Source organism: Jiella sp. M17.18, assembly GCF_041027365.1.
GTDB lineage: Bacteria > Pseudomonadota > Alphaproteobacteria > Rhizobiales > Rhizobiaceae > VKMB-3413.
The window spans coordinates 418,646-444,359 of sequence record NZ_JBFTEH010000002.1; the positions used below are offsets into that span (position 1 = coordinate 418,646).

Annotated in this window: 26 protein-coding genes and 1 tRNA gene; 16 read left to right on the top strand and 11 right to left on the bottom strand. The window is 68.1% G+C overall.

Annotated features, from left to right (window positions below):
• Positions 1-136 precede the first annotated feature (136 nt).
• Positions 137-1,582: a siroheme synthase CysG gene (cysG, locus tag AB5S17_RS05425; protein ID WP_369237403.1), complete on the top strand. Its 1,446-nt coding sequence runs from the start codon at positions 137-139 to the stop codon at positions 1,580-1,582.
• 39 nt (positions 1,583-1,621) lie between these two features.
• On the opposite strand, the gene AB5S17_RS05430 is transcribed toward cysG, so the two are convergent.
• Both AB5S17_RS05430 and AB5S17_RS05435 read right to left on the bottom strand, forming a co-directional pair.
• Positions 1,622-2,077 carry a type II toxin-antitoxin system VapC family toxin gene (locus AB5S17_RS05430; RefSeq protein ID WP_369236944.1) on the bottom strand — a complete coding sequence of 152 codons (456 nt, stop codon included), beginning with the start codon at positions 2,075-2,077 and terminating at the stop codon, positions 1,622-1,624.
• Positions 2,074-2,325: a type II toxin-antitoxin system Phd/YefM family antitoxin gene (locus tag AB5S17_RS05435; RefSeq protein ID WP_369237405.1), complete on the bottom strand. Its 252-nt coding sequence runs from the start codon at positions 2,323-2,325 to the stop codon at positions 2,074-2,076. Before AB5S17_RS05435 ends, AB5S17_RS05430 begins: the two co-directional genes overlap by 4 nt.
• Positions 2,326-2,511: 186 nt before the next feature.
• On the opposite strand from AB5S17_RS05435, the gene AB5S17_RS05440 reads away from it, so the two are divergent.
• From AB5S17_RS05440 to hemW, 4 genes are all read left to right on the top strand, one after another.
• Entirely contained in the window at positions 2,512-2,724 is a 213-nt protein-coding gene (locus AB5S17_RS05440; protein ID WP_369236946.1) for a hypothetical protein, read from the top strand.
• 207 nt (positions 2,725-2,931) lie between these two features.
• On the top strand, positions 2,932-3,657 hold the full coding sequence (gene rph, locus AB5S17_RS05445; RefSeq protein ID WP_369236948.1) for a ribonuclease PH: 726 nt from the start codon (positions 2,932-2,934) through the stop codon (positions 3,655-3,657).
• Positions 3,654-4,298, top strand: a complete 645-nt coding sequence (locus AB5S17_RS05450; protein ID WP_369236950.1) for a non-canonical purine NTP pyrophosphatase — start codon at positions 3,654-3,656, stop codon at positions 4,296-4,298. Before rph ends, AB5S17_RS05450 begins: the two co-directional genes overlap by 4 nt.
• Positions 4,295-5,491, top strand: a complete 1,197-nt coding sequence (hemW, locus tag AB5S17_RS05455; RefSeq protein ID WP_369236952.1) for a radical SAM family heme chaperone HemW — start codon at positions 4,295-4,297, stop codon at positions 5,489-5,491. The genes AB5S17_RS05450 and hemW overlap by 4 nt, the downstream gene beginning before the upstream one ends.
• A gap of 105 nt (positions 5,492-5,596) precedes the next feature.
• On the opposite strand, the gene AB5S17_RS05460 is transcribed toward hemW, so the two are convergent.
• The gene (locus AB5S17_RS05460) at positions 5,597-6,151 is read right to left on the bottom strand and encodes a nucleotidyltransferase family protein (protein WP_369236954.1); all 555 of its coding nucleotides are present in this window, start codon (positions 6,149-6,151) and stop codon (positions 5,597-5,599) included.
• Positions 6,152-6,395: 244 nt separating this feature from the next.
• Between AB5S17_RS05460 and AB5S17_RS05465 the strand changes: the two genes are divergently transcribed.
• A tRNA-Gly gene (locus AB5S17_RS05465) sits at positions 6,396-6,470 on the top strand.
• Positions 6,471-7,039: 569 nt separating this feature from the next.
• Here AB5S17_RS05465 and AB5S17_RS05470 read toward each other — a convergent pair.
• Both AB5S17_RS05470 and AB5S17_RS05475 read right to left on the bottom strand, forming a co-directional pair.
• Positions 7,040-10,180 (bottom strand): efflux RND transporter permease subunit, encoded by a 3,141-nt coding sequence (locus AB5S17_RS05470; protein WP_369236956.1) that lies wholly within the window; start codon positions 10,178-10,180, stop codon positions 7,040-7,042.
• The gene (locus AB5S17_RS05475; RefSeq protein ID WP_369236958.1) at positions 10,177-11,574 is read right to left on the bottom strand and encodes an efflux RND transporter periplasmic adaptor subunit; all 1,398 of its coding nucleotides are present in this window, start codon (positions 11,572-11,574) and stop codon (positions 10,177-10,179) included. The genes AB5S17_RS05470 and AB5S17_RS05475 overlap by 4 nt, the downstream gene beginning before the upstream one ends.
• 137 nt (positions 11,575-11,711) lie before the next feature.
• Between AB5S17_RS05475 and AB5S17_RS05480 the strand changes: the two genes are divergently transcribed.
• Complete coding sequence (locus tag AB5S17_RS05480) at positions 11,712-12,401, top strand: TetR family transcriptional regulator (protein WP_369236960.1); 690 nt, start codon at positions 11,712-11,714, stop codon at positions 12,399-12,401.
• 88 nt (positions 12,402-12,489) lie between these two features.
• On the opposite strand, the gene AB5S17_RS05485 is transcribed toward AB5S17_RS05480, so the two are convergent.
• Entirely contained in the window at positions 12,490-12,690 is a 201-nt protein-coding gene (locus AB5S17_RS05485; protein WP_369236962.1) for a hypothetical protein, read from the bottom strand.
• Between the two features lie 329 nt (positions 12,691-13,019).
• Between AB5S17_RS05485 and AB5S17_RS05490 the strand changes: the two genes are divergently transcribed.
• Positions 13,020-13,766 (top strand): endonuclease/exonuclease/phosphatase family protein, encoded by a 747-nt coding sequence (locus tag AB5S17_RS05490; protein ID WP_369236964.1) that lies wholly within the window; start codon positions 13,020-13,022, stop codon positions 13,764-13,766.
• Here AB5S17_RS05490 and AB5S17_RS05495 read toward each other — a convergent pair.
• A complete protein-coding gene (locus AB5S17_RS05495) occupies positions 13,727-14,809 on the bottom strand; it encodes a phosphatidylserine/phosphatidylglycerophosphate/cardiolipin synthase family protein (protein WP_369236966.1) in 1,083 nt (360 codons plus the stop codon). The two genes, AB5S17_RS05490 and AB5S17_RS05495, sit on opposite strands and share 40 nt — an antisense overlap.
• 296 nt (positions 14,810-15,105) lie before the next feature.
• Here AB5S17_RS05495 and AB5S17_RS05500 point away from each other — a divergent pair, with 296 nt between their 5' ends.
• Positions 15,106-16,329 (top strand): zinc-dependent alcohol dehydrogenase, encoded by a 1,224-nt coding sequence (locus AB5S17_RS05500; RefSeq protein ID WP_369236968.1) that lies wholly within the window; start codon positions 15,106-15,108, stop codon positions 16,327-16,329.
• A 95-nt stretch (positions 16,330-16,424) separates the two neighbouring features.
• On the top strand, positions 16,425-16,820 hold the full coding sequence (locus tag AB5S17_RS05505; RefSeq protein WP_369236970.1) for a DUF427 domain-containing protein: 396 nt from the start codon (positions 16,425-16,427) through the stop codon (positions 16,818-16,820).
• Positions 16,821-16,887: 67 nt separating this feature from the next.
• Here AB5S17_RS05505 and AB5S17_RS05510 read toward each other — a convergent pair whose 3' ends face one another.
• The gene (locus AB5S17_RS05510; protein ID WP_369236972.1) at positions 16,888-17,655 is read right to left on the bottom strand and encodes an N-acetylmuramoyl-L-alanine amidase; all 768 of its coding nucleotides are present in this window, start codon (positions 17,653-17,655) and stop codon (positions 16,888-16,890) included.
• On the bottom strand, positions 17,652-18,410 hold the full coding sequence (locus AB5S17_RS05515; protein WP_369236974.1) for a TerB family tellurite resistance protein: 759 nt from the start codon (positions 18,408-18,410) through the stop codon (positions 17,652-17,654). The genes AB5S17_RS05510 and AB5S17_RS05515 overlap by 4 nt, the downstream gene beginning before the upstream one ends.
• Positions 18,411-18,664: 254 nt before the next feature.
• On the opposite strand from AB5S17_RS05515, the gene AB5S17_RS05520 reads away from it, so the two are divergent.
• The 6 genes from AB5S17_RS05520 (at position 18,665) to AB5S17_RS05545 (ending at position 23,271) form a co-directional block, all read left to right on the top strand.
• Complete coding sequence (locus tag AB5S17_RS05520) at positions 18,665-19,504, top strand: GH25 family lysozyme (protein WP_369236976.1); 840 nt, start codon at positions 18,665-18,667, stop codon at positions 19,502-19,504.
• A gap of 81 nt (positions 19,505-19,585) precedes the next feature.
• The gene (locus AB5S17_RS05525; RefSeq protein WP_369236978.1) at positions 19,586-20,785 is read left to right on the top strand and encodes a lytic murein transglycosylase; all 1,200 of its coding nucleotides are present in this window, start codon (positions 19,586-19,588) and stop codon (positions 20,783-20,785) included.
• 252 nt (positions 20,786-21,037) lie between these two features.
• Positions 21,038-21,769, top strand: a complete 732-nt coding sequence (locus AB5S17_RS05530) for a LuxR family transcriptional regulator (RefSeq protein WP_369236980.1) — start codon at positions 21,038-21,040, stop codon at positions 21,767-21,769.
• 81 nt (positions 21,770-21,850) lie between these two features.
• Positions 21,851-22,579: an acyl-homoserine-lactone synthase gene (locus AB5S17_RS05535; RefSeq protein WP_369236982.1), complete on the top strand. Its 729-nt coding sequence runs from the start codon at positions 21,851-21,853 to the stop codon at positions 22,577-22,579.
• Positions 22,579-22,890: a hypothetical protein gene (locus tag AB5S17_RS05540; protein ID WP_369236984.1), complete on the top strand. Its 312-nt coding sequence runs from the start codon at positions 22,579-22,581 to the stop codon at positions 22,888-22,890. Before AB5S17_RS05535 ends, AB5S17_RS05540 begins: the two co-directional genes overlap by 1 nt.
• 12 nt (positions 22,891-22,902) lie before the next feature.
• Positions 22,903-23,271: a helix-turn-helix domain-containing protein gene (locus AB5S17_RS05545; protein WP_369236986.1), complete on the top strand. Its 369-nt coding sequence runs from the start codon at positions 22,903-22,905 to the stop codon at positions 23,269-23,271.
• 260 nt (positions 23,272-23,531) lie between these two features.
• Here AB5S17_RS05545 and AB5S17_RS05550 read toward each other — a convergent pair whose 3' ends face one another.
• Complete coding sequence (locus AB5S17_RS05550) at positions 23,532-23,708, bottom strand: hypothetical protein (protein ID WP_369236988.1); 177 nt, start codon at positions 23,706-23,708, stop codon at positions 23,532-23,534.
• A 149-nt stretch (positions 23,709-23,857) separates the two neighbouring features.
• Positions 23,858-25,651, bottom strand: a complete 1,794-nt coding sequence (gene recJ / locus AB5S17_RS05555) for a single-stranded-DNA-specific exonuclease RecJ (protein WP_369236990.1) — start codon at positions 25,649-25,651, stop codon at positions 23,858-23,860.
• Positions 25,652-25,714 lie beyond the last annotated feature (63 nt).

The window sequence follows — 25,714 nt, forward strand, 5'->3', positions numbered from 1 at the left end:
AGTCATCCGACCGGGACCAGCGAAAGACGAGACCATGGCCGAGCGCAGGCTCAGCGGCATTCCGACCCTGCATCTTGCCGATATTCACCGGGCCGATCCCCATGAGGACGGCGAAGCGCGCGCCCGCTCGCAGCGCATGGGCGCCCTTGCGAGCCTGCCGGTGTTCTTCGACCTTGCGGGCAAGCGGGCGGTGATGGCCGGCGGCGGAGCGGGCGCGGCCTGGAAGGCCGAGCTTCTCGCCGCGGCGGGTGCCGGCGTCGACCTCTACGTCCCGCGCGACGACCTCGGCGAGGAGATGGCGGAGCTTCTCGGCGCCAAGCCGTCCTCCGGCCGCATCGTCCACCACGACCGGCCCTGGTCGGCCGATGTCTTCGCCGGCGCGGCGATCGCCGTCGGCGACATCGACAGCGAGGCGGAAGCGCAGGCCTTCGCCTGCGCCGCGCGGGCCGCGGGCGTGCCGGTCAACGTCGTGGACAAGCCCGCCTTCTGCGACTTCCGCTTCGGCTCGATCGTCAACCGCTCCCCCGTCGTCGTCGGCATCTCCACCGACGGCGCCGCGCCGATCCTCGGCCAGGCGATCCGCCGGCGCATCGAGACGCTGCTGCCGCCGGCGCTGGCCGGATGGGCGGCGCTCGCCTCGAAGCTGCGCGGCGAGGTGATGGACCGCCTCGCGCCGGGCCCGCTCCGCCGCGCCTTCTGGGAGCGCTTCTCCGACAGCGCCTTCACGACCAGGCCGCCGGGCGCTGAAGCCGAGGGCGACGCCCGCGGCTTCGTCGCCGATCTCGCGCGGTCCCCCGCCGCCGGCGGCCGCGTCACCCTCGTCGGCGCCGGCCCCGGCGAGGCCGAACTCCTGACCCTGAAGGCGGTGCGCGCGCTGCAGGCCGCCGACGTCATCCTCTTCGACGACCTCGTCTCCGACGACATCCTAGAACTTGCCCGGCGCGAGGCGAAGCGCATGCTGGTCGGCAAGCGCGCGGCGCGCGAGAGCTGCCGCCAGGAGGACATCAACGCGCTGATGGTGCAGTTCGCCAAGGCCGGCAAGCATGTCGTGCGGCTGAAGTCCGGCGACGTCTCGGTGTTCGGGCGCGCCGGCGAGGAACTGGACGAGCTGCGCCGCGAGGCGATCCCCGTCGCGATCGTGCCGGGCATCACCGCGGCCTCGGCGCTCGCCGCCGCCTTCGGCGTCTCGCTCACCCATCGCGACCGGGCGCAGCAGGTCCGCTTCGTCACCGGCCATTCCAAGAAGGGCGGCCTGCCCGAGGATCTGGAATGGACGGCGCTCGCCGACGACCACGCGACGACGATCTTCTACATGGGCGGGCGGATGGCGGGAAAGATCGCCGAGCGGCTGATCGCCAACGGCCTGCCGGCGGGAACGCCGGTGGCGGTCGCGGCGAACCTCTCGCGCGACGACGAGACCCGCGCGGCAGGAACGCTGGAGAACCTCGGCGCGATCGTAGCCCGGATCGGCGTCGACCGCCCGATCCTCATCGGCGTCGGCCGGGTGTTCCAGGAACATGCAAAGGCGGCCGAGGTGCCGCCGACGGTTCAGCCGGCAGAGGCCGCCCGGCAATCGTTCTGAGCGGAGAAACCTTGGAAACGACCTGAGAACGCCGCCCTTTCAAACCGGCAGCGAGATGGCGTATTCCGGAGAGACAACGTCGATCGCGAAGGGGAGAAAGTGCCTCGTGTTCCGGGTCAAGACGGTCAATCCATGAGCCTTGGCGGTGCCGCCGATCAAAGCGTCCGCCATGCCGGGATCATGTCCTGCCGCGAGTGCCGCCGATTCCAGCCGCCCCGCGACGATCGCAACGTCGACGTCGATGGGCAGGATCTTGTCCTGAAAGGTCGCAAGCAGCCCGGCAAGCCAATGGCGCAGTGCAGCCGCCTTGGCCGTGGCGCTCCCGCGTTCCAGACGATCGATCGCCTTCTCGACCTCCTGCACGCTGACGACCGACAGCAGGACGCGGCCGGCCTCGTCGACCCGATCCAGCCAGGCTGCGAATTCGGCATGACCGGCAAGGTTGGCGGGAGACAGGAGCGACAGGACGTTCGTATCGAGCAGAAATCCGCTCACAGCTCGGGATCTCGGGGCGGCGCGGAGTTCCGGTCGAACGCGTCGTGGTCGGGAATCGTCTTCAGATAAGAGACCAGTCCGGGCCGCTTCCTGCCGAGCGCCCTTCGAGCGATCTCCGCCGCTTCCAGCGAGACGAGAGCCGCGACAGGCTTGCCGTGGCGCGTGATGGTGACGAACTCGCCCTTCATCGCCTGGTCCACGAAGCCTGAGAAGCCGGTCTTGGCGTCCCTGAGGCCGACGTCGGACATCTTCTGCTCCAACGTGATCATATAGAACCATTTTCTGTCCCCAGATGGGGAAGTCAACGTTCGCCGGATATCCTCCGCGAACGATCTCGGAGGATATCGGCATCGTTCCCACCGGTTGAGGATGGCTTTTGGCGGCCGGAGCGCCACAATGCCGACTGCATCATCTCGTCTGTCTGGTATCCCGCAATGAAGTCACTGCTCGCCCTCCTCGCCGTCGCCGCGCTCGCCGGCTGCACCTCGACCAGTACCGCTGTCCGCTATTCGTCCGCCGCCCCTCGGCCGGTCTCGGCGGAAAAGGAATGCGCCCGCTTCGGCTTCGTCGCCGGCACCGCCGCCTATAATTCCTGCGTCATCGACATGCAGAAGCAGGCCGTGACGCTCGCGCGCGGCCGGCACTAGGACGCTTCGCCCGTCGCGGGAACGCCTGCTCCATCCTCTCATGATCGGCGCCTTGATGGCGCGGCACCCGCTCGCCCGCGAGCGGGTGCCGCCGTGCGTGCGCGAGGCAGGTCTCGAAAGTCTTTGATCCTTCGGCTCATGGCCTTTACAAGCCCGGCTCAATCCGACGCAGATAACAATCGCTTTCGATCAGGTCAGGACGGCTCCATGCGCCCCTCCAAACGCCCCGCCGATGCCATGCGCGACGTCACCATGGACACCGGCGTCTCGCGCCATGCGGAAGGCTCCTGCCTCGTCCGCTTCGGCCATACCGAGGTCCTGTGCACCGCGAGCCTGGAAGACCGGGTCCCCGGCTGGCTGAAGAATTCCGGCAAGGGCTGGGTCACCGCCGAATACGGCATGCTGCCGCGCGCGACCGGCGAGCGCATGCGCCGTGAGGCGGCTTCCGGCAAGCAGTCCGGCCGGACCCAGGAGATCCAGCGCCTGATCGGCCGCTCGCTGCGGGCCGTGGTCGACCTGAAGGCCCTCGGCGAGCGCCAGATCACCGTCGACTGCGACGTCATCCAGGCCGACGGCGGCACCCGCACCGCCGGCATCACCGGCGGCTTCGTGGCGCTGGCCGAATGCCTCAAATGGATGGAAGAGCGGGCCATGGTGAAGCGCCGCGACGTCCTCCTCGGCCACGTCGCTGCGGTCTCCTGCGGCATCTACGCCGGCGAGCCGGTGCTCGACCTCGACTATGCCGAGGATTCCACCTGCGACACCGACGCCAATTTCGTCATGACCGGCGGCGGCGGCATCGTCGAGATCCAGGGCACGGCCGAGGGCGAGCCCTTCTCGCAGGACGAGCTGATGCAGCTTCTGGCGCTCGCCAAGAAGGGCATCGACGAACTCGTGGGCACACAGCGGCGCGTGCTGGGAGAGATGTGGTGAGACATCTGAAGCCGCAGGACGGCCCGCTCCTCGTCGCCAGCCACAATCGCGGCAAGATCTGGGAGATCCGCGAGCTGATGGAGCCCTTCGGCTTCACCATCACCTCGGCCGCGGAGAAGGGCCTCGACGATCCCGAGGAGACCGGCACGACCTTCGAGGAGAACGCCGAGATCAAGGCGCTCGCCTCGCTGAAGGCGACCGGGCTCGTCTCCCTGTCCGACGATTCAGGCATTGCCTTCGAAGCGCTGAACGGCGACCCCGGCATCTATTCGGCCCGCTGGGGCGGCCCGGACCGCGACTTCGCGATGGCGATGCGCAATGTCGAGGAGAAGTTGCAGAGCGCCGGTGCGACGACGCCGGACAAGCGCCGCGCCACCTTCGTCGCCGTGCTCTGCCTGGCGCTGCCCGGCGGCGAGACGCACTTCTTCCGCGGCGAGGTGCACGGAACGGCCATCTGGCCGCCGCGCGGCACGCTCGGCTTCGGCTACGACCCGATGTTCCTGCCGGACGGCGAGAGCCGCACCTTCGGCGAGATGATGTCGGCGGAAAAGCACGCCTGGCGGCCGGGGCAGGAGACCGCCCTCTCCCACCGCGCCCGCGCCTTCCAGAAATTCGCCCGCGACGCGCTCGGAGTGGAATGACCCTCTTCATGCGACCCGGCCCCGAAGTCGTGCCGTTCACGCCGCCGGACCGCCAGCCCGGCTTCGGCGTTTACGTCCACTGGCCCTTCTGCGCGGCCAAATGCCCCTATTGCGACTTCAACAGCCATGTCCGGCACAAGCCGATCGACCAGGACCGCTATGCCGCGGCCTTCGAGCGCGAGCTGAAGGAAGCCGCCCGGCGCTCGCCCGGCGAGACGGTGACGTCGATCTTCCTCGGCGGCGGCACCCCCTCGCTGATGGAGCCGAAGACCGTCGCGCGAATCCTCGACGCCGTCGCGGCCAACTGGCCGGTGGCAGGCGGCGCCGAGATCACCATGGAGGCCAATCCCTCCAGCGTCGAGGCGGAGCGCTTCCGCGGCTATCGCGCCGCCGGCGTCAACCGCGTCTCGCTCGGCGTCCAGGCGCTGAACGACGAAGACCTGAAGCGCCTCGGCCGGCTGCACGACGTCGCGGAGGCGCTGCGGGCGATCCGGCTGGCGCGCGAGACCTTCCCGCGGCTCTCCTTCGACCTGATCTACGCCCGGCCGGACCAGAGCGTCGAGGCCTGGGAGGCGGAGCTGACGCAGGCGATCGACCTCGCCGCCGACCACCTGTCGCTCTACCAGCTGACCATCGAGCAGGGCACGCCGTTCTACGCGCTGCACAAGGCGGGAAAGCTGATCGTGCCGGACGGCGAGACCTCGGCAGCGCTTTACGAGGCGACGCAGCAGCTCACGGCGGCGCGCGGCCTCCCCGCCTACGAGATCTCCAACCATGCGGTGCCGGGCGCCGAATCGCGCCACAACCTCACCTATTGGCGCTACGGCCTCTATGCCGGCGTCGGCCCCGGGGCGCATGGTCGGCTGATGAAGGACGGCGTGCGGCACGCCGTCGCCAACGAGAAAATGCCGGAGACCTGGCTGAAGATGGTCGAGGCCTGGGACTCCGGCGCCGTCGAGGACGAGCCGCTGTCGGCCGAGGAACAGGCCGACGAACTCCTGCTGATGGGTCTCAGGCTGGCGGAGGGCATCGATCTCGCCCGCTGGCGCCGCCTCGCCGGCCGCGACATCGACCCGGACAGCGAATCGGACCTGCGCGCCCACGGCATGATCGAGCGGCTCGGCCCCGACCGCATCCGCGCGACGCCGGCCGGCATGCTGGTGCTCGACGCAGTGGTGGCCGATCTGGCGTAGGCGCCGGCGATGGGGGCGCTCGTGCCGGCAGAGGCCACGGGCGCGCTGCGCGGTGCCCATTCGCGCTCCTGACGCCTCGCGACCGGCTGACGCCGCCTCCGTCCGTTACGGCACGATCGTCAGCCAGGGCCAACGCGCGCGATACTGCGCGGCCTTCTCGGCGAATCGCTCCGGGCGGGCGTGGCGGCTGTTCATCCGCAAAATGCCCGCCTCGAGATCGTCGAAGCCGTCCGGCGCATAGACCGCGCCGGTCGCGAGCTCGAGACCGACGCAGGTGCAGGCGACGAGGAAGCGATCGATCCCGTCTCTGGCCGAGACGAGCTGCGGATAGGGCGAACCGAAGCGGTGCTCGTACCAGAGATGCACCCGCGCCTGGTTCCGCACCTCGACCGTGACGCCCAGATCCTCCACGGCTCGCGCGACCGCGCGAATCACGGCGTCCTCCGCCTCGAAGGAGAGGTCGCGCTCGTCGAAATAGAAGACGTCGTAGTCCTTGATCCCCCATCGCGGCTCGCGGCTCGACCGCGCGTTCCAGACCGTCTGGAACAGGCAACCCGCCGTCAGGTGGCACTGCGGCAAGGCGAGGGCCGCCAGCCGGCCGAGCAGCGCGGCATTGGTCGGATTTGCCATGGTGCAGCGAAGGAAGTCGGTCGGCGTCATGGGACAAGCTGATTCGAATGGACGGCCGGAAAATCCTATCCTCGGCGCGCTCCAGCCGGAACGTCCCCGGCATCGCCAGTTGCGCCGGCGCCTTCAAACAGAGGCGAAACGGGGGTTGAAGACGCCTGGGACGCGCCCCGTCGCGGCGATGCGAAAGAAGCGTCACTTGCCTGTTGCAATCGCCCGCGCTTTCCGCCATATAGCCCTCGTCCGCGGCGCTGAATCAAGCGCTGCCGGGGAGCGGGCGGGTGTAGCTCAGGGGTAGAGCACAACCTTGCCAAGGTTGGGGTCGAGGGTTCGAATCCCTTCGCCCGCTCCAATTTCTCCTTTGTCCGATCGAGACGCGCATGCGCGGAATTTGCCTTGGGCCGAGCTGATCCCTTTCGGTCGATAAGGGTTGGCTCCATGGTCTGCAGGGCTTTCTGGTTCAGGTCGGCATGGCCCGATCATCAGTGATGAAGCCGACGAGCCGAATCCCCCGCATCGGATCCGGGCGTCGGCAGTTGACGCCGACCCGCTGACCAGCGGGCGCAGCCGAGACCGGGGTCGTCGTTCCATCATCCAGACGCGCCCCCACTGGCGACGACAGCAATCCCCTCGTCTTGGAAGGGATCGGTCTGCCCCGGGACGGGTCGCAGGGTCGTTGCCAGCGTGCTTGAAGGCCGGCCGGCGTCGGCACGGGACAAGGGCCGCGCAGCCGCTGCTCGCCGATTCTCTGAGGAACGCGTCGAAGCGTGCTGCCTTCTGCACCTGCGAGATGTCGGCGCGTGACGGCGGTTTTGCATCCTCGTCCGCATCAGGGGCATGCGCAGGATGCCAGAGGGGCCGGAGCGGCGCATCTGCGACGCTCCGGCCCCTCTCCTCGCTGCGGTGTCGGCCCGGTACGCGTTACTCCGCCGGAACCGCCTCGGCAGCCGAGCGCTGCGGCTCCGCCTTCGGCCGGTCGCGCCCGGCGACCAGCCGGTAGAACAGCGGTACGAAGAAGATCGCGACGAAGGTCGCCGCCAGCATGCCGCCGACCACGCCCGTGCCGATCGAGTGCCGCGACGCCGAGCCGGCACCGGTCGAAATGGCCAGAGGCACCACGCCGAGGATGAAGGCGAGCGAGGTCATCACGATCGGCCGGAAGCGCAGCTTCGCGCCGGCCAGCGCCGCGTCGTAGGCGGACATGCCCTTCTCCCGCTGCAGGACCGCGAACTCGACGATCAGGATGGCGTTCTTCGCCGCGAGGCCGACCAGCGTGACGAGCCCGATCTGGAAGTAGACGTCGTTGTCGAGCCCGCGCAGGAAGATCGCGAGCAGCGCGCCGCCGACCGCGAAGGGCACGGCCAGCAGAACCGCGACCGGCAGCGTCCAGCGCTCGTAGAGCGCCGCGAGGATCAGGAAGACCATCAAAATGCCGAAGCCGATGGCGATCGCGCCGGTGCCGCCGGAGGCGATCTCCTGATAGGCCGAGCCCGTCCAGGCGATGTCGTAGCCCTCCGGCAGCGTCTTTGCCGCCACCGCCTGGATCGCCGCCAGCGCCTGCCCCGAGGAGTAGCCCGGCGCCGGGCCGCCCGAGACCTTGGCGGACTGGAAGCCGTTGAAGCGCTCGATGAGGTCCGGCCCGATGACGCGTTTCACCTTGAGCAGGGTGTCGAGCGGGATCATCGACCCGTTCGAGGCCTTGACGTAGACGAAGCGCAGATCCTCCGGCCGCTCGCGGAAGTTCGCCTCCGACTGCAGCGTGACGCGGTAATTGCGCCCGAGCAGGGTGAAGTCGTTGACGTAGAGCGAGCCGAAGGTCGACTGCATGGTCGAGAAGATCGACGAGATCGGGACGTTCATCGCCTTGGCCTTCACCCGGTCGACGTCGATCTTGTACTGCGGGACGTTGGCCACGAAGGTCGTGCGCACGCCGGCGAGTTCCGGGCGCTTCAATGCCGCCTCGACGAGCTTCTGCGTCGCCGCGATCAGCTTCTGCGAGCCGTTGCCGCGCTTGTCCTGGACATAGAGGTCGAAGCCGCCGGTGGTCGAGAGACCCTGGATCGGCGGCGGGTTGAAGGCGAGCACCATGCCGTCCTGGATGCCGGCGTTCATGCCCATGAAGGTGCCGGTCAGGTTGCGCGCGTCGAGCGACGGATCGGTGCGCTTCGACCAGTCCTTGAGGGTGATGAAGGCGACACCCGCGCTCGACTTCTGCGAACCGGAGAGAAGGTCGAAGCCGGCGAAGGTCACGACGTCCTTCACCGCCGGATGCTTCAGGAGGTTGTCGGAGACCTGCTTCATCACCGCCGTGGTGCGCGACAGGGAGGCGGCGGGCGGCAGGATGGCGACGGCGAAGTTGACGCCCTGGTCCTCGTCCGGAACCAGCGAGCCCGGCAGGGTGTGGAAGAGATAGACGATGCCGCCGATGAGGCCGGCAAAGAGCACCAGCGCGAGGAAGGCGCGCCGCATGACGAAGGAGACGCCCCGGCCGTAGCCGTTGGTCAGCTTCGCGAAGCCGGCGTTGAACCAGCGGAACGGCGCGATCGGTCGGCTGTGGGACTGCTTCAGGATGACGCCGCACAGCGCCGGCGTGAGCGTCAGCGCGACGAGACCAGAGATCGTTACCGAGACGGCGATCGTCACGGCGAACTGCCGGTACATCGTGCCGGCGAGGCCGCCGAGGAAGGCGACGGGCACGAACACGGCGCACAGCACCAGCACGATCGCGATCACCGGCCCGGCGACCTCGGTCATCGCCTTGGCCGTCGCCTCCTTCGGCGACAGCCTCTCGCTCGACATGATGCGCTCGACGTTTTCCAGCACCACGATCGCGTCGTCGACGACGATGCCGATCGCCAGCACGAGGCCGAACAGCGTCAGGAGGTTGATCGAGAAGCCGAGCGCCAGGAGCACGCCGAACGTGCCGATGATCGACACCGGCACCGCGATCATCGGGATCAGCGTCGCCCGGAAGCTCTGCAGGAAGACGAAGACGACGATGAAGACCAGGATCATCGCCTCGATGAAGGTGTGGATCACCTCGGTGATCGAGGCCTGGATGAACTTCGTCGTGTCGAAGGGGATGGCGTAGCTGATGCCCTGCGGGAACGACTTCGACAGTTCGTCCATGCGCGTGCGCACCGCCGCCAGCGTGTCGAGCGCGTTGGCGCCCGGCTGGAGGTAGAGGCCGATCGGCACGGTCGGATGGCCGTCATAGGTGGCGTTGAAGGCGTAGTCCTGCGCGCCGAGCTCGACCCGCGCGACGTCCTTCAGGAGCAGCGAGGAGCCGTCGGCATTGGAGCGCAGGATGATGTTCTCGAAGGCCTGCGCGTCGGGAAGCCGGCCCTCCGTCGTCACCGAATAGGTGAAGGCGAGGTCGGAATTGCTCGGCGGCGCACCGAACTGGCCGGCGGCGAACTGCGAGTTCTGGTCCTGGATGGCAGAGGCGACGTCGGAGGGCGTCAGGCCGTATTGCGCCAGCCGGTCCGGCCGCAGCCAGATGCGCATCGAATAGTCCCGGGCGCCGAAGAGCTGGGCCTGGCCGACGCCCGGCACCCGCTTCAACTCGTCGAGGACGTAGAGCAGCGCATAGTTCGAGACATAGGTCGCGTCATAGCGCGGATCGGCCGAGGTCATGGTCGCGACGGCGAGGATCGACGAGTTCTGCTTCGTCACCGTCACGCCGAGACGCTGCACCTCCTGCGGCAGGGACGCCAGCGCCTGCTGGACACGGTTGTTGACGTTGATCGTCGCCTGGTCCGGATCGGTCCCGCTGGCGAAGGTGACGGTGATGTTCGCCGTGCCCGAGGAGGAGTTCGCGGACTGCATGTAGAGCATGTCCTCGACGCCATTGATCTGCTGCTCGATCGGCGCCGAGACCGTCTGCGCGATCGTCTCGGCGCTGGCGCCGGGATAGGTCGCGCGAATCTGCACCTGCGGCGGGACGAGCTGCGGATACTGCTCGATCGGCAGCGAGGACAGCGACAACAGGCCGCCGAGGACGATCAGAATCGAGATGACGGCCGCGAAGATCGGCCGGTCGACGAAGAAGCGGGCGTTCATCGCGAAGCGTCCGCCCGCTGGCTCTCGCCGCGCGTCGCGCGTCGGGCATCGGCTCCGTCCGGCAGCGCCGCATGCGGCACCGGCGGCTGCGGCCCGAGCGTATCGGCCGGGGTTCCGGCGTCGGCGACGACCTGCGTCGCGGCAGCCTGAAGGGTGTCCGCCTCGGCCGAGCGGCGCGAAGCCGTTCCGGCGCCCGCCTCCGTCTTGCGGTCCTTGCCCGCCTTGTCCGGCGCAGCCTTCTCCTCGGCGGCCGAGGCCGCGGCCCCTTTCGCGGCAGCGGGCGCAGCGGTCGCGACACCCGGCTTGGCGGCCGCGGGCTGCGGCGAGACCGGCGCGCCCGGCCGCACCTTCACCACGCCCTCGGTGACGACGCGATCGCCGTCGGAGAGGCCCGAGGACACCACGATCTCGTCGTTCAGCGTCCGGCTGACGGTGACCGGCCGCACCGCCGCGACGTTCTTGGCGTCGAGCGTGTAGACGAAGGTGCCCTGCGGCCCCTGCATCAGCGCCGCGGTCGGGATCGTGATCGCGTCCTTGATCGACAGGCCCTTGACCTCGACCCGGACGAACTGGCCGGGAAGCAGCTGGTTCTTCGGGTTCGGAAACACCGCCCGCGACAGGATCGTCCCGGTATTGGTGTCGATCGTGGTCGAGGTGAAGTCGATGCGGCCGGTCTCGGCATAGGTCTTGCCGTCACCGAACATCAGCGTCACCGACAGGCCGGCCATGTCCTTGGCGCCGGACAGCTTGCCCTGCTGCAGCATCTCGCGGATTGCCGCCGCCTCGGTGTCGGCAGCGGAGAAGTTCACATAGATCGGGTCGAGCTGATTGATCTTGGTCAGGAGATCGCCGGTGCTGAGAAGGCTCCCCTCCGGCACCTGCTCCAGGCTGGTGATGCCGGCGACAGGCGCTTCGACGGTGGCGTAGTTGAGCGAGAGATTGGCGGTTCGCAGCTGCGCCTGCGCCGCCGCGACCTGCGCCTGGGCGAGCTCGCGCGCCGAGACCGCATCGTCGAGTGTCGACTGGCTGGAAGCGCCGCTCTTGGCGAGGGTCCGCGCGCGGGCTTCCGCCCGCTGCGCCTGCGAGAGCTGCGCCTGGGCCTGGCCCAGCTGGGCCTGCGCCAGTGCGACCTGCGCCTGATAGGTCGCCGGGTCGATCCTGAACAACAGCTCGCCGGGCTTGACCCGCGCGCCCTCGTCGAACTCGCGCTTCAGCAGGATGCCGCCGACGCGCGCGCGGACCTCGACCTCCCGCGATGCCGCGACGCGCCCCGCATAGTCGTAGGTGACCGGCACCGTATGGGCCTTCACGGTCTCGACCGTCACGGCGGGCGGCGGCGGCGCCTTGCCGGGCGCCTGCGCGGCGGCAGGCCGGGCCAAGGAGACGAGAACCATCAGGGCCGCCAAACCGGCAGGCCTAAACACACTAAAGCAAGGCATTATAACGACTTTCCCCGCCAGCGGCCCGCCGTCCGCTATTGCATTGCAGCAAACATACATGCATAAATGTATCGGGGCAAGGGAACCGAACGTTGCGGCGAACCAAGCAGGATGCGCTCCGCACGCGCGAGATGATCCTCGATGCGGCGGAGACGCTGTTTTACGAACAGGGCGTTGCGTCGACCACGCTGACGCATATCGCGAATGCGGCCGGGCTGACCCGCGGCGCGATCTACTGGCATTTCCCCAACAAGCTCGAACTCTTCCGCGCCATGCACGAGCGCGCGAAGCTGCCGCAGGAGGAATTCTTCCGGGAGCGGCCGCTGGAGGAACGGCCCTCGCTCGAAGATCTCTTCGAGCACACCATGGCGGCGCTCCACCGGCTCCAGACCGACGAGCGCATGCGCAAGGTGCTGACGATCTTCCTGTTCCGCTGCGAGTATGTCGGCGAGATGGAAGAGGCGTTGACGCGCCGCAACGAGGCGGACGAGGCGATGCGCCGTGCGGTGGCGGGGATCTTCGAAAAGGCGTGCCGGGAAGGCAAGCTGAAAGCCGGCTGGTGCTCGGCCATCGCCGCCAACATCTATTTCTGCGCCGTCGCAGGCATCATCTCGGAGTGGCTGCGAACGCCCGGCGCCTTCGATCTCGAAGACACCGGCCGCTCGATGATCCGCACCATCCTCGGCGGCTGCGCCTGTTCGAGCTTCGAGCCGCCAGCGCCCGGGCAGACCGCAGCGCGGGCGGCGCTTCCCGGGTCGGAACTCGGCAGCGGCGGCGAGTGACCGTCGGCCGGGCGGTTCGGCCCGGCGCCGCCGTTCGCTGCGGACCAGATCGACCTTTCCGCCGGGAGATGAGCCCGGCGATCCGCGTTCAGTTCAGAGGACTGAGGTCGGCAATTCGCTTCTGCTCATAGCCGTAGCCGATTTCCCAAAGCGAGTATTCTTCCGACTGAAGCCGGTATGGATTGATCGCCTGCGCTCCGCGCTTGCGGAAGGCGCGCCGACCTTCGAACCAGATCGAAGTTTCCGCCTGCGCCGACGAAATCGCCTCAGCGAGATCCTGTAGATCCATGACAACCCCCTCTACACAACATGAGCTGCCGCATCGGTGATGCAAGCTGCCGACGTGACATGCGGGAGTCGAGTCCGAAAACAGTGGGTAACCATCCTTTCATCCTGGCTGCATCTTGCAAATCACAGAATCTTTTAGAGCCTGATGATCTGGAATCATCCAATCGCCGGAAAAGGCGCTTGGGCGCCTCCTGTCGGATGACCGCGGGCGCGCCCCGCGGGGAACCAATCGGTCCCTCCGGCTTATCCTGTCTTCATGCCGTGTAGGACGGTTGGCCGGGCGGCCGGCCGGAGCTACACCATCCCATCGGCAAGGAAGGCTCGCTCTCCATGATCTCCGTCGCGTCCTATAATATCCGCAAGAGCGTCGGCACGGACTGGCGCCGCCGACCGATGCAGATCCTGGACGTGCTGAACGAGCTGAGCGCGGACATCGTCGCCCTGCAGGAAGTGGACCGGCGCTTCGGCGCGAGGATCTCCTCGCTGTCGCCGGCAGCGATCCGCGACATCACCCCTTATCGGCCGATCCATTTCGGCGTGAAGTCGCACAGCCTCGGCTGGCACGGCAACACGATCCTGGTGCGCGAAGGGATCGAAGTCCTCCGCAAGAAGCGCCTGATCCTACCGGCGCTGGAGCCGCGCGGCGCCGTGCTGGCGGATCTTCAGCTCGGCGAGCGGCGGCTGCGCGTCGTCGGCATGCATCTCGGCCTCGTCAGCCTGTGGCGCAAGCGCCAGGCGCGCGCCGTGCTCGACCAGCTGGCGGATCTCGAGGAAGCCCTGCCGACCGTCATGATGGGCGATCTCAACACCTGGAACACCGACAGCGGATGCCTCGCCCATTTCGCCGAGGACCATCACGTCATCACCCCCGGCCGCAGCTTTCACTCGCAGATGCCCTTCGTCTCCTTCGACCGGATCATCACCAGCCTGGACATCGCCCTCGTCCACGCGGGCGTTCATTCCTCGCCCACGGCCCGCATCGCCTCCGACCATCTGCCGATCTGGGCGCAGCTGTCGCTGCATGGCGGTCCGATCGCTCAGAAGCGGGTCGAGGTGGCGACGTCGCACTCGTACTGAGCGGCGAGCTCTTCGCGGAAGGCGGGTGAGCGGCTGCCGAGACCGTTCTCGACGTTGAGACCGATGCTCAGCATGTCGAGATTGAAGCTCGAGACCATCGCCCATTGATCGATAATGGCGATCTTGGCGTGGATCATCGCGGGATCGTAGCCATAGACCTCGATGCCGCGCTTGGCGAGACGGCGGGCGAAGTGCTGCGAGACGATGTCGACCACGGGGTGGTCGCTGGTCGAAGGAATGATCAGCCGAACTCGGACGCCGCGCTGCACCGCCCGCGTCAGCGCGTGCCAGATCTTGCGATCGGGCGCGAGATAGGGAGACGTCAGGTCGATCGTCTCGTGCGCGGCGGCGAGCTTCTTCAGGAGCGACTGGTAGATCTCCTGCTTGGTCGGACGCTGCGGCTCGCTGGTGAGATAGGACCAGTGCTCGGCCTCGATGCGGTCGACATTCGCCCGCGGCAGGTCGCGCGGCTCCTGCTTGCCGAGCGCGTAGCGCCAGGCCGTCTCGAAGGCGCGTTCCGCCGCGTTGGTGATGGTGCCCTCGATCAGCACCATCGTGTCCCGCCAGTCCGCCATGCGATCGGCATAGCAGGAGCCGCCGACCATCATCCGGCGGCTGTCGCACAGCACCGACTTGCGATGCAGCCGATGGAATCCCGCGATCGGGTTGTGCAGAAGCCGGCGGGCGCGGTTGTAGATGACGATCGTGCCGCCGGCGTCCAGAAGCGCCTTGCCGGATGCGCTGACGGGAAGGCCGAAGCTGCCATAGCCATCGGCCAGGAGACGGACCCGCACTCCGGCCCGCGCCCGCTCCGTCAGGATCGCCAGCAGATCGCGGCCGATCCCCTCATGCGAGAAGATATACTGCTCGATGTCGAGGGTCTCACGTGCCGAGGCGCACAGATCCAGGACCGCCGGCCAGATCGTCTCGTTGGCGTGGTACATGCGCCAGGTCGGCTCGCCCTCGACCTGCTGCGCCTCGGCGCTGGCTGCCGCAATGCTCAAATCCTCGATGATCGTTCCGGCCTTTCGCCACGCTCGCAAGGCCGGTTCCGGAGCCGGGCCGCGACATTCCACCTGTCCCCGCAAAACTGCGAACCGGAACGCCGTTCTTCAAGATGCCGCGGCGAATTCGGCTGCGGGCACACCGGCGGTCCCCGCCCCTTCGTGTGTCGCCCCTGCTCGACATCCGCAGCCGTCAAACGGAATTGCCGGGACCCGATCGTCCATTGGGGAGTTAGCCGCGGGAGTATCGGCCTCATTCGGGCGGCGCGGCTCTGCAGCCCGTTCGCCGCCCCCTCGGCCCCGTCCCACGCGAGCATCCACGAAGGAGCATCCCCATGAAGGCAGTCGTCTTCCACGGCGTCCGTGACATCCGCCTCGAAACCGTTCCCGACCCGAAGATCGAGGAGCCGACGGACGCGATCGTCCGCATGACCTCCAGCGCCATCTGCGGCACAGACCTCCACATGATCCGCGGCACCATGCCGGGCATGAAGGAGGGCACGATCATGGGCCACGAAGGCATCGGCATCGTCGAGGAGGTCGGCAAGGGCGTGCGCAACCTTTCGGCCGGCGATTGCGTCGTGATCCCCTCCACCATCGCCTGCGGCCACTGCTCCTACTGCCGCTCCGGCTATACCGCGCAGTGCGACGAGGCCAACCCGAACGGTCCTTCGGCGGGCACGTCCTTCTTCGGCGGCCCGGCCCAGACCGGTCCGTTCAACGGGCTGCAGGCCCAGTATGCGCGCGTGCCCTTCGCCAACACCAATCTCGTGCCGCTGCATCCCGAGATCACCGACCACCAAGCGATCTGCCTGTCCGACATCGTGCCGACCGGCTGGTTCGGCGCCGACATCGCCGACATCGAACCCGGCCGCGGCAAGACCGTCCTCGTCATGGGCTGCGGTCCCGTCGGCCTGTCGACGATCCTCGCCGCCTGGCACAAGGGCGCGCAGCGCGTGATCGCCGTCGACCGCAGGCCCGATCGCCTGGCCAAGGCACGCGAGCTCGGCGCCGAAGTCGTCAACTTCGAGGAGGAGAACCCGCTCGAAGTGGTCAAGGAGCTGACCGGCGGCATCGGGCCTGACCGCGTCATCGACGTCGTCGGCGTCGATGCGTTCAAGCCGACCAAGGGGCCGATGCTCGAGACGGTCGAGAAGCGCGCGGAGATCTATGCGCAGCAGGTCAAGCGGCTCGCGGAAAGCTCCGCGTCGACCGAGGCCAAGCATTACGCTGCGGGCGACGCACCCTCGCTGTCGCTCGAATGGTCGGTCGAAATGCTGGCCAAGGCCGGCACGCTGTCGATCATCGGCGTCTATCCGCAGACGCACGAGTTCTTCCCGATCGGCGCGGCGATGAACAAGAACATCTCGATGCGCATGGGCAACGCCAACCACAAGAAATACGTGCAGGAACTCGTCGAACTGGTGCGCCGCGGCGGGCTGAAGCCCGAGCACATCCTCACCGAGGACGAGCCGATGACCGACGTCATCTCCGCCTACGAGACCTTCGACAGCCAGGAGAAGGGCTGGATCAAGGTCGAGCTCGAACCTGCGGCCTGAGGCAACTGCGCGGCTTCCGAAGCGTTACCTTCGATGAACGCACTTCACCTCCGGCGGGCGACGAGCCCGCCGGAGGCCGTTTCAAGGAATATCGTATGGACACGACGACAGGACGCGGCTCCGGCCGCTACGCGATCGAGACCGTGCAGGAGCCGGTGACGGTCTACTTCCACGACGACATCATCGCGACGAGCGATCGCGCGCTGCTGGTGCACGAAGAGGGATCGGAGCCGATCTACTATCTCCCGCGCGATCGGGTGGAGATGGCGTTCCTCGTCGAGAGCGAGGGTCGCGCATCGAGCCCCGACAAGGGCGAAGCCAGGCTGTGGTCGGTTTCGGCGATGAACCGCGGCGCGCAGGACGCGGTCTGGAGCTACGACAATCCGACCGAGCCGCTCCGGGCGCTGGCGGGGATGATGGCCTTTGATCCCGCCGCTTTTCGCGTCGAGGCCGGCGGCCCGCCCCGTGGCGCGATGACCGACAGGATGTGACGAAGGCTTCGCTGCCCCCTTCCACACTCGTCGCTTCGAAGCGGCGACCCGAGCGCCGGCAGCCGCGTCAGCTTCCCGCGAAAGGCGAGCGCGGCAGGGCCTTGAGGAGCAGGTGCAGCGTCTCGATCGTCGACACGTCGGCGATCCCGTCGACGCAGTCCGGCCGGAAATGCCGCTGGAAGGCGATGGTGGCGAGCCGCGTCGGCTCGTCGAACACACCCTCCTGCGCGACGTCGTAGCCATAGGCCGCCAGCAGCCCCTGCCAGGCCGCGACCGGCTCGCCGCGGTCGCCGGGTCCGAAGAACCGCCCGCCCCGTCTCGGCGACGGCTCGACGTAATGGCCGATGCCCGCTGCAGCGAGCCGACCCCAGGGGAATTTCTCGCCCGGATCGATCTTGCGCGCCGGCGCGATGTCGGAGTGGGCGAGCACGAATTCCGCCGGAATTCGGTTACGCGCGACGATGTCGGCACAGAGCGCGATCACCGCCTCGACCTGTTCTTCGGGAAAATCCGGATAGCCGTTGCCGTGGCCGGGATTGACGATCTCGATCCCGACGGAGCGCGAGTTGACGTCGCTCCGGCCCCGCCAGCTGCCCTGCCCAGCATGCCACGCGCGCCGCGCCTCCGGCACCATCTGCACCACCCGCCCGTCCTCATGGACGAGGTAGTGGCACGAGACCTCGCTCTCGGGGTCGCAGAGCCAGCGTGCCGCGCCCTCGCCCGTGCCCATTCCGGTGTAGTGCAGGAGCAGGATGTCCGGCGCGCCGGAAACGCGGCGCTCGTTGTGGTTCGGCGACGGCCGGACCTCGCGGACCAGGGAACTGTCAGGCGTCAAGCGGCGGTCTTTCCGGCAATCTGTCCATAGGCGGCGTTGATCGCCTTCATGCGCTCGTTGGCGATGAACATGAACTCGTCCGGCACGCCGCGCGAGGCGAGACGGTCGGGGTGGTTCTCCTTCACCAGCGTCAGATAGCGCGCACGCGCCTCCTCCGGCGCGGTGTCCGGCTCAAGGCCGAGCACGGCATACGGGTCGTCCGGCCCGCGGATGTGGCGATCGCGGATGCGCGCGAACTCCGCGTCGGTGAGGCCGAAGATGCGCCCGACCTCCGACAGGAAGGCGAGTTCGCGCTCGTGCACCAGGCCGTCGGCCTTGGCGATGTGGAAGAGCCCGTCGAGCACGTCGCCGAGCAGCGCGCAGTCGCCGTCCTCGTCGCGGCACAGGCCCCGCAGGCGCGCCGCGTAGGCCTCGAAACCGGCGATGTCCTGCTTGGCGAGGTCGTAGAGCCGGAAGACGTTGCGCATCTCCTCCGGCGGAATCTCCAGGATCTGCTGGAACGCCGCCACCTCCTCGACCGTCACGATCCCGTCGGCCTTGGCCATCTTGGCGGACAGCGCGATCACCGCCACCGAGAAGGCGACGCGCCGCCGGGTCTCGCGATCGCCCGAGAACAGCGCCCGGATTCCTTCGAGCACCGCGTCGAGCGTCGCCCGGCCGCTGGCCGGGACGCCTTGCAAGAGCGTGTTGAGGCTGGAGAGGATCCGCATCTCTCGAGTCCTGGTGACGATTTTCAGCATGGAAGTATCGGTCATGCCGCACTGCAAGGCAAATGACCGCCCGTTCACCTCAGCCGGTCGCAAGCCGGCACGTAGGCCGATCACATCGGCGGCGCCCGCATAGCCGGCTAAACTGCGTTTCGCAACGTTGCCGCCGCGCAACACCAAAAATTAACCAATCCGCGGGACGATCGAAGGCCATGTTTCAGCCGGCTTTCGCCGGCCGACTCCACACTGCCCGGTCCCCGTGGTTGTGACTGAAACGCCAGATCGAACCTGTCTCGACTGCCATGAATCGTCCCGATCCCACGCCATTCTCGTCCGTCACCACGACATCGCGCTCGGGGGAAGCTGAGCGCGCGAGCGGCCGGCGATCCTCCCGCCGCGCCTTTCTCGGCGGGCTCGCCGCCGCAGCCGTTTTGTCCGGCTGCCGTTCCACGCCGACGAGCCTCGCCGATCTCGGCCTCTCCGGCATAAGCGCCGAGAGCGCCAACGGCTACCCGATCCACGGCGTCGACGTGTCGAAATATCAGGGCGACGTCGACTGGTCCGCAGCCCGCCAGGGGGGCGTCGCCTTCGCTTGGCTGAAGTCCACCGAAGGCGGCGACCGCGTCGACGACCTCTTCGACGCCAACTGGAAGCGCGCCGGCGCGGCCGGCGTCCCGCGCGGCGCCTACCATTTCTGGTATCATTGCCGGCCCGGCCGCGAGCAGGCCGCCTGGTTCATAGAGAACGTGCCGAAGGACGCGGTCTCCCTGCCGCCGGCGATCGACATCGAATGGACGCCCTTTTCGCCGACCTGCACGCGGCGGCCGCCGCGGGCCGAGTTGATCCGCGAGGTCGGCGAGATGTCGGACATGCTGGAGCGTCATTACGGCCAGCGGCCGATCCTCTACGTGCCGATCGACGTCCATCGGGACCGGCTGGTCGGGGCCTTTCCGCATCACGAATTCTGGCTGCGCGCGGTCAAGGACCACCCGGACAACGTATACGAGGACCGCAGCTTCCGCTTCTGGCAGTATACCGAGGACGGCAGCGTGCCGGGCGTCGCCGGGAAGGTCGACCGGAACGCGTTTGCCGGAAGCCGGTCGGACTGGACCAAATGGCTGCGGGCGCATATCGACGTCTGAGATGCCTGAGGTTCGCGGTCGCCCCGTCATGACGCTCCAGGCGCACGCGAAGTAGAAGACACGTCGAAACCGGAGCCGTCCATGCCCTCTGCCGTCCGCCTGGCGCTCGCCGCCACCCTCCTTCTTTCCGGCACGGCCCTTACCTTTGCACAGGACGCCAAGCCGCAATGCGGCGGCGACTTCGGCCAGTTCCTCGACGGCGTGCGCAAGGAAGCCCTGTCGCAAGGCATGTCCAAGGCGGCGGTCGACGCGGCGATCGCCGACATGCATCTCGACGACAAGGCGCTGGCGCGGGACCGGGCGCAGGGCGTCTTCGCGCAGGACTGGCGCCAGTTCGCCGGGCGCATGGTCAATTCCTACCGGCTGAAGATCGGCAAGGAGAAGCTGGAGAAATACGCCGACGTCTTCGCCAAGGTGGAGGCCGAGACCGGCGTTCCCGCACCCGTCATCACCAGCTTCTGGGGCCTGGAGACCGACTACGGCGCGGTGCTCGGCGATTTCGACACGCTGTCGGCGCTCGCGACCCTCGCGCATGACTGCCGCCGGCCGGAGCTTTTCCGCCCGCACCTCCTCGCGGCGATCGAGATCGTCGACCGCGGCTATCTCAAGCCGGACGAGATGAAGGGCGCCTGGGCTGGCGAGATCGGCCAGACGCAGCTTCTGCCGGAGGAGTACATCAAGTTCGGCACCGACGGCGACGGCAACGGCACGATCGACCTGCGCAAGGACACGCCGGACGTCCTCTTCACCACCGGCAAGTACATCCAGTCGCTCGGCTGGCGTCGCGGCGAGCCATGGCTGCAGGCGGTGAAGGTGCCCGCGAACTTCCCCTGGGAGCGCGCCGCGCTGGTCCACAAGGAGCCGGCGGCGAATTTCGCCGCGCTGGGCGTCACCAAGGCGGACGGCTCGCCGCTGGACGACGACAAGCTTCCCGCCGCCCTGCTCCTGCCGATGGGACGCGACGGGCCGGCCTTCCTCGCCTATCCGAACTTCGACATCTACCTCGCCTGGAACAAGTCGCTGGTCTATTCCCTCACCGCGGCCTATTTCGCCACGCGCCTCGCCGGCGCCCCGCCGGTCGACATGGGCAATCCCGCCCCCGGCCTCTCCGTCGAGGAGACCAAGCGCCTGCAGCAACGCCTGACGGACCTCGGCCACGACGTCGGAGCGGTGGACGGGATCGTCGGCGAGAACACAAGGGACGCGGTGCGCGACGAGCAGAAGCGGCTCGGCCTGCCGGCCGACGGCTGGCCGACGAAGGACCTCCTGTCCGCTCTCTAGGCGCGACATCTGCGGTCGACGCGGGCTGCGACGCTTCGGGAGGGAGCACCGGAGAGCGGCGGGCGCTTCCGCCGGCTCCTTCGGGCTGCAACCGGACGGCGGTCCACGGGCCTCGTCCGAAGCCAAGTCGTTTCGGTCGTGAAGCACGGCGCCAACATCCTCCGCGATCCGATCGTTCTGCTTGCTGATTGCCGCAGTTCGATTTTCAGCTATGATACGCTCAGTACATCCCTGGCGCGTGAATCCAGAGCCATGTCCAATAACCCTGCGGAAGAGATGTTCCGTTTCGTCGAGAGCGTGCAGCATCTTGAGGACCGCGGCGCCATCTCCGACCAGCTTCTGCGCAGCGCCAGGTCCTTCGGCCTGATGAACTTCGGAATTTCCGGCCTGCCGGACAAGGGGGAGAAGATCGATCCCTATGTCCTGCTGTGCGGCTGGCCGGAGGAGTGGTTCGCGCGCTATGCGGAACGCGGCTACGTGCACGCCGACCCCGTCATTGCGCGCACGCGCGAGACCGACACGCCGTTCACCTGGAGCGAGGCGATCGGCCAGCGGGCGCTGACGCCGTCGGAACGGCGCACGATGGACGAGGCCTCGGAGTTTCGGATGATGGACGGCTTCACCGTCCCCATCCATTCGATCCACGGCCTGTCCGCGATCGTCACCTTCGGTGCCGAGAAGGTGCAGCTCGGCGAGAAGGAGCGGGGCGCCCTCCACATGATCGCGATCTATGCGCACAACCGCCTGCGCACGCTCCCGTCCGGCGGTGGCACGGACAACGGCAAGCGTTCGAAACTCACCATGCGCGAACGCGACTGCGTGCTCTGGTGCGCGCAGGGCAAGACCAACTGGGAGATCAGCGCGATCCTCGGCCTCTCGGAGCGGACGATCGAGGCCTATCTGAAGAACGCCGGCGTCAAGCTCGGGACGGTCAATCGCGCCCACCTCGTCGCCGAAAGCATCCGACGCGGCGTCATCCACTGAGAGTCAATACCGGGATTCCCCGAGTTTAATCGGTTCGATTTTCGTCGCAAAGACTCCTCGCAGCAATGCGGGAGATACGCGATGATGCACTTGATCACTTCAGCAAATGTCGGTCGCTACCCCAACGTCATGGAAGACGTCTGGCGGTTCCGCCACGATCATTTCGTCAATCGGTTCGGATGGGAAGCCCTGCGCAAGGCGGACGGCCGGGAGATCGACCAGTTCGACGATTCCGACCCGATCCACCTGCCCTTGCTCAAGAACGGCAAGGTCATCGGCTATTCGCGGCTGCTGCGGACGGACCGGCCGCACCTGCTCTCCGACGTCTATCCCGAGCTGATGGACGGCGTTCCCTGGCCGCGCAGCGAGGACGTCTTCGAATGGACCCGCTGCGTCGGAGACGCGGAGGCGACCGACGAGGACGGCGTGCTCGCCACCAACCTGGTCTGCGCGGGCGTGGCGGAAGCCTTCGTGGCTCTCGGCCTGCGGGCGCTGATCGTCCAGACGCATCCCAAGCTGGTGACCCGGTTGCTCGAAATGGGCTGGCGCGTGCATCCGCTGAACGTGCCGCGCCCCTATGACGGCAAGCCGGTGGCCGTGATCATGGTGGTCGCCTCGCCCGAGACCGTGCGCGCCAACTACGCCATGTTCGGCATCCGCCGCCCGGTCCTTCAGATCGAGGAGGATCTGCCGCATCCGCTGGACGAGGCGACGACGATCTTGCCGTTCCGGCTCGACGCGGAGGACTCGATCGCCCGGACTGCCGCGTCCGGCCGCCCCCTGTCGGCTTCGTCGCAGAGGAAGGTGTGATGTTCAGCAGCACGCTCCTGCAGCGCTCGCCCGTGTACGGCGCCGCGCACTTCCTGGTGGCGAGTCTTCCGGCCGTCCGCCGGTTGTCCACAGATGCTGCGTCGGCGGTGGAAGCCGCGATCCTCCAATGCGATAACCGGCTGGTGATCCCGGCTACACTCAGATCGGGTAAGCATGTTGATCGCAATGCGGTGCTGCACACCTTGAATTATGCAATTCCCGAGTTAGAGAATGAGGCACCCGAAGCTGCGGCGGCGGTTCGCCTTGCGGTCAACCTTCTGACCGAGGCCGAATCGGCCCCGTTTAGATAGGTCTTACCTTCAATGTCGAGTACCAAAGCTGCATCGGATATCGATCGCCAGATCGCCGCCCGGATCAGGATCGCGCGTCTGGAGAGCGGTCTCTCGCAGGAAAAGCTCGCCGAAGCCCTCGGCATTACCTTCCAGCAGGTGCAGAAATACGAAAAGGGCATGAATCGCGTGTCGGCGGGCCGGCTGCGCGAGATCGCCGATACGCTCGGACGCGACATCACCTGGTTCTTCGAGGAGATGCCGTCCTTCGAGTCCTATCCCACGCTGTCCAAGGCTGACCTGAGAATGTTGCGCAATCTCAAGGCGTTGCCGGCGGATACGCGGCGGGCGGTCGACGCTCTTCTGGCGACGCTGAACCCGAAGCTCGAGCCCGTCGAGTAGCCGGAACCGGCTCCAAGGCCGCATGAGGATCGGTCCGGAATGGACCGATCGAACCGGCGAGGCTCAGGCCGCGCCGGCTGTCTTTTTGTTTTCTGCAATTCGGTGATGGGCGGCTCCGCCTGCCCTGCGTCGGCCACGAAGACGATGCGCTTGCAGGCAGCGCTTGCTTGCGCCGGCGCGGGCGCCTGACCCGCCGCTGCCGGCACATCGTCCGACCGTACCCCCGCTTTCGCGCCTTCCGAACGCTCATCCGCCCTGCGTCAAAACAGCGCAGCGATTGCCTGAAGGACGCTCGCGCCGCCGAGCGGCGCGATCAGGAGCATGAGTGCCAAAGCGCCGATCAGCCACAGGAACAGCTTCTCTTCGCGCGCGGTGAGGCGCCTGCCGCCCCTGGAAGGCTCTGCGGGCGTCCACTCGTTCTTCTCGTCGAGATACATCCGGCACTCCCACTGGGACGGATGCCCATTCAAGGTCCGCGCCGTGCCGGCTGTCAACGCGGCAGACAGCCCATGGAGCGGCGAAGCGGGATGCGGCGGACGATCCCGGCGAGAAGCGGACAGTCCCGCGCTGCACCCGCCCCGCCGTTTCAGTCATAGGCCTCCGCCAGATCGACGATCCGCAGGCCGATCGCCTCCTGCCCGCGGAACCGGTCGACGGAGATCGTACCCGCGACGTGGAGGATCCGGTCGCGCCCGGTGAGCAGCCGCCGGCCGATCTCCGTCTCCGCCGCCTTGAAGGCGATGGCGCGCACGCTCCGCCCCTCCGGCCCGCGCAGCGTGGCCCTGACATGGGCGGCGCCGACGACGCCGGAGTCGGCGATCGTCTGGCGGGGCAGCGCCAGGACCGGCGTCTCGTGCCCCGCTCCGAAGGGGCCGGCCTTGGCGAGCGTGTCGTAGAGCGAGAGGGTCAGGCCGGCGGAGCTGACCGCCCCGTCGAGCTTCAGCGCCTCGGCTTCCCGCAGCGCCATCACCGAAGCCGCGGCCTCGCTTTCGAGATAGCCGCGGAACGCGCCCAGCCGGTCCCGCCGGATGGTGATGCCGGCAGCCATGGCGTGGCCGCCGCCCTTTTCCAGAATGCCCTCGGCGACGGCGGCGCGCACCAGCCGCCCCAGATCGATGCCGGCGATCGAGCGGCCGGACCCGGTTCCCTTGCCGTCGCGGTCGAAGGCGATGGCGAAGGCCGGCCGGCGGTGGCGCTCCTTCAGCCGGGCCGCGATCAGGCCGACGATGCCGGGATGCCAGTCGTCAGATCCGGTGACGAGGACGCCCGGCCCCTCCCCCGCACCGATCTCGGCCGCGACCTCGGCCTCGGCGTCGGCCAGCATCTGGCGCTCCATCGCCTGGCGCTCCTCGTTCAGCCCGTGCAGCCGCTCGGCCAGCGCGTCGGCCTCGGCCGCCGTGTCGAGACAGAGGAGGTGGCTGCCGAGCCAGGCGTCGCCGATCCGTCCGCCGGCATTGATCCGCGGCCCGATCAGGAAGCCGAGATGGTGGCATTCGAGCGGCCCGGCGAGCCGCGCCACGCGGGCGAGCGCCGAAAGGCCCGGATTGCGCTGCTCGCGCATGATCTTCAGGCCCTGCACGACGAAGGCGCGGTTCAGCCCCTTCAGCGGGACGACGTCGCACACCGTCGCCAGCGCCACGAGATCGATCAGGCCGAGGATGTCCGGCATGGCGGCGGCGGGCCGTCCGCGTCGGCGCAGCACGCGCGAGGTCGCGACCAGCGCCATGAAGACGACGCCTGCGGCACAGAGATGGCCGAGGCCGGAGAGATCGTCCTGCCGGTTCGGATTGACGAGCGCGTTCGCCTCCGGCAGCGCCGGTCCGGTCTGGTGATGGTCGAGCACGACGACGTCGGCGCCGTGCCGGCGCGCTTCGGCGATCGCCTCGAAGCTGCCGGTGCCGCAGTCGACGGTGACGATCAGGCGGGCGCCCTCCTCGACGAGTTCGCGCATCGCCTGCGGGTTCGGCCCGTAGCCCTCGGTGATGCGGTCGGGAATCCGGATCGCGGCCTCGATGCCGAAATGGGCGAGGTAGCGCCACAGGAGCGCCGAGGAGGCCGCGCCGTCGACGTCGTAGTCGCCGAAGATCGCGACCCGCTCGCCCCGCTCCACCGCGCCCGCGAGGCGCTCGGCGGCGGCGTCCATGTCGGTCATGACCGAGGGATCCGGCATCAGGTGCTTCAGCCGCGGCTCCAGGAAGCCCGGCGCCGCGGCCTCCTCGACCCCACGGGCGGCGAGCACACGGGCGACGATGTCCGGCAGGCCCTGCTTCTGCGCCATCGCCAGCGCGACGGCCTCCATGCGGGCGTCGAGCGCGCTCACCCATCGCCGGCCGCCGACCGAGCGGTCCACCCCGAGGAAATTGCGAGTCGAGATCGTCATGCCGATGGGTTGTGGCGTCTCGCGGTGCGGCCCGCAAGGGCCGTGGCGGCGGCGCTATCGCGG

Bases quoted from the DNA above. Each gene is read 5' to 3' on its own strand.
- cysG (WP_369237403.1), top strand. From the start codon at position 137: ATGGGCGCCCTTGCGAGCCTGCCGGTGTTCTTCGACCTTGCGGGCAAG.
- AB5S17_RS05435 (WP_369237405.1), bottom strand. From the start codon at position 2,325: ATGTCCGACGTCGGCCTCAGGGACGCCAAGACCGGCTTCTCAGGCTTC.
- AB5S17_RS05440 (WP_369236946.1), top strand. From the start codon at position 2,512: ATGAAGTCACTGCTCGCCCTCCTCGCCGTCGCCGCGCTCGCCGGCTGC.
- rph (WP_369236948.1), top strand. From the start codon at position 2,932: ATGCGCCCCTCCAAACGCCCCGCCGATGCCATGCGCGACGTCACCATG.
- hemW (WP_369236952.1), top strand. From the start codon at position 4,295: ATGACCCTCTTCATGCGACCCGGCCCCGAAGTCGTGCCGTTCACGCCG.
- AB5S17_RS05460 (WP_369236954.1), bottom strand. From the start codon at position 6,151: ATGACGCCGACCGACTTCCTTCGCTGCACCATGGCAAATCCGACCAAT.
- AB5S17_RS05470 (WP_369236956.1), bottom strand. From the start codon at position 10,180: ATGAACGCCCGCTTCTTCGTCGACCGGCCGATCTTCGCGGCCGTCATC.
- AB5S17_RS05475 (WP_369236958.1), bottom strand. From the start codon at position 11,574: ATGGTTCTCGTCTCCTTGGCCCGGCCTGCCGCCGCGCAGGCGCCCGGC.
- AB5S17_RS05485 (WP_369236962.1), bottom strand. From the start codon at position 12,690: ATGGATCTACAGGATCTCGCTGAGGCGATTTCGTCGGCGCAGGCGGAA.
- AB5S17_RS05490 (WP_369236964.1), top strand. From the start codon at position 13,020: ATGATCTCCGTCGCGTCCTATAATATCCGCAAGAGCGTCGGCACGGAC.
- AB5S17_RS05500 (WP_369236968.1), top strand. From the start codon at position 15,106: ATGAAGGCAGTCGTCTTCCACGGCGTCCGTGACATCCGCCTCGAAACC.
- AB5S17_RS05505 (WP_369236970.1), top strand. From the start codon at position 16,425: ATGGACACGACGACAGGACGCGGCTCCGGCCGCTACGCGATCGAGACC.
- AB5S17_RS05515 (WP_369236974.1), bottom strand. From the start codon at position 18,410: ATGACCGATACTTCCATGCTGAAAATCGTCACCAGGACTCGAGAGATG.
- AB5S17_RS05520 (WP_369236976.1), top strand. From the start codon at position 18,665: ATGAATCGTCCCGATCCCACGCCATTCTCGTCCGTCACCACGACATCG.
- AB5S17_RS05525 (WP_369236978.1), top strand. From the start codon at position 19,586: ATGCCCTCTGCCGTCCGCCTGGCGCTCGCCGCCACCCTCCTTCTTTCC.
- AB5S17_RS05530 (WP_369236980.1), top strand. From the start codon at position 21,038: ATGTCCAATAACCCTGCGGAAGAGATGTTCCGTTTCGTCGAGAGCGTG.
- AB5S17_RS05535 (WP_369236982.1), top strand. From the start codon at position 21,851: ATGATGCACTTGATCACTTCAGCAAATGTCGGTCGCTACCCCAACGTC.
- AB5S17_RS05540 (WP_369236984.1), top strand. From the start codon at position 22,579: ATGTTCAGCAGCACGCTCCTGCAGCGCTCGCCCGTGTACGGCGCCGCG.
- AB5S17_RS05545 (WP_369236986.1), top strand. From the start codon at position 22,903: ATGTCGAGTACCAAAGCTGCATCGGATATCGATCGCCAGATCGCCGCC.
- AB5S17_RS05550 (WP_369236988.1), bottom strand. From the start codon at position 23,708: ATGTATCTCGACGAGAAGAACGAGTGGACGCCCGCAGAGCCTTCCAGG.
- recJ (WP_369236990.1), bottom strand. From the start codon at position 25,651: ATGACGATCTCGACTCGCAATTTCCTCGGGGTGGACCGCTCGGTCGGC.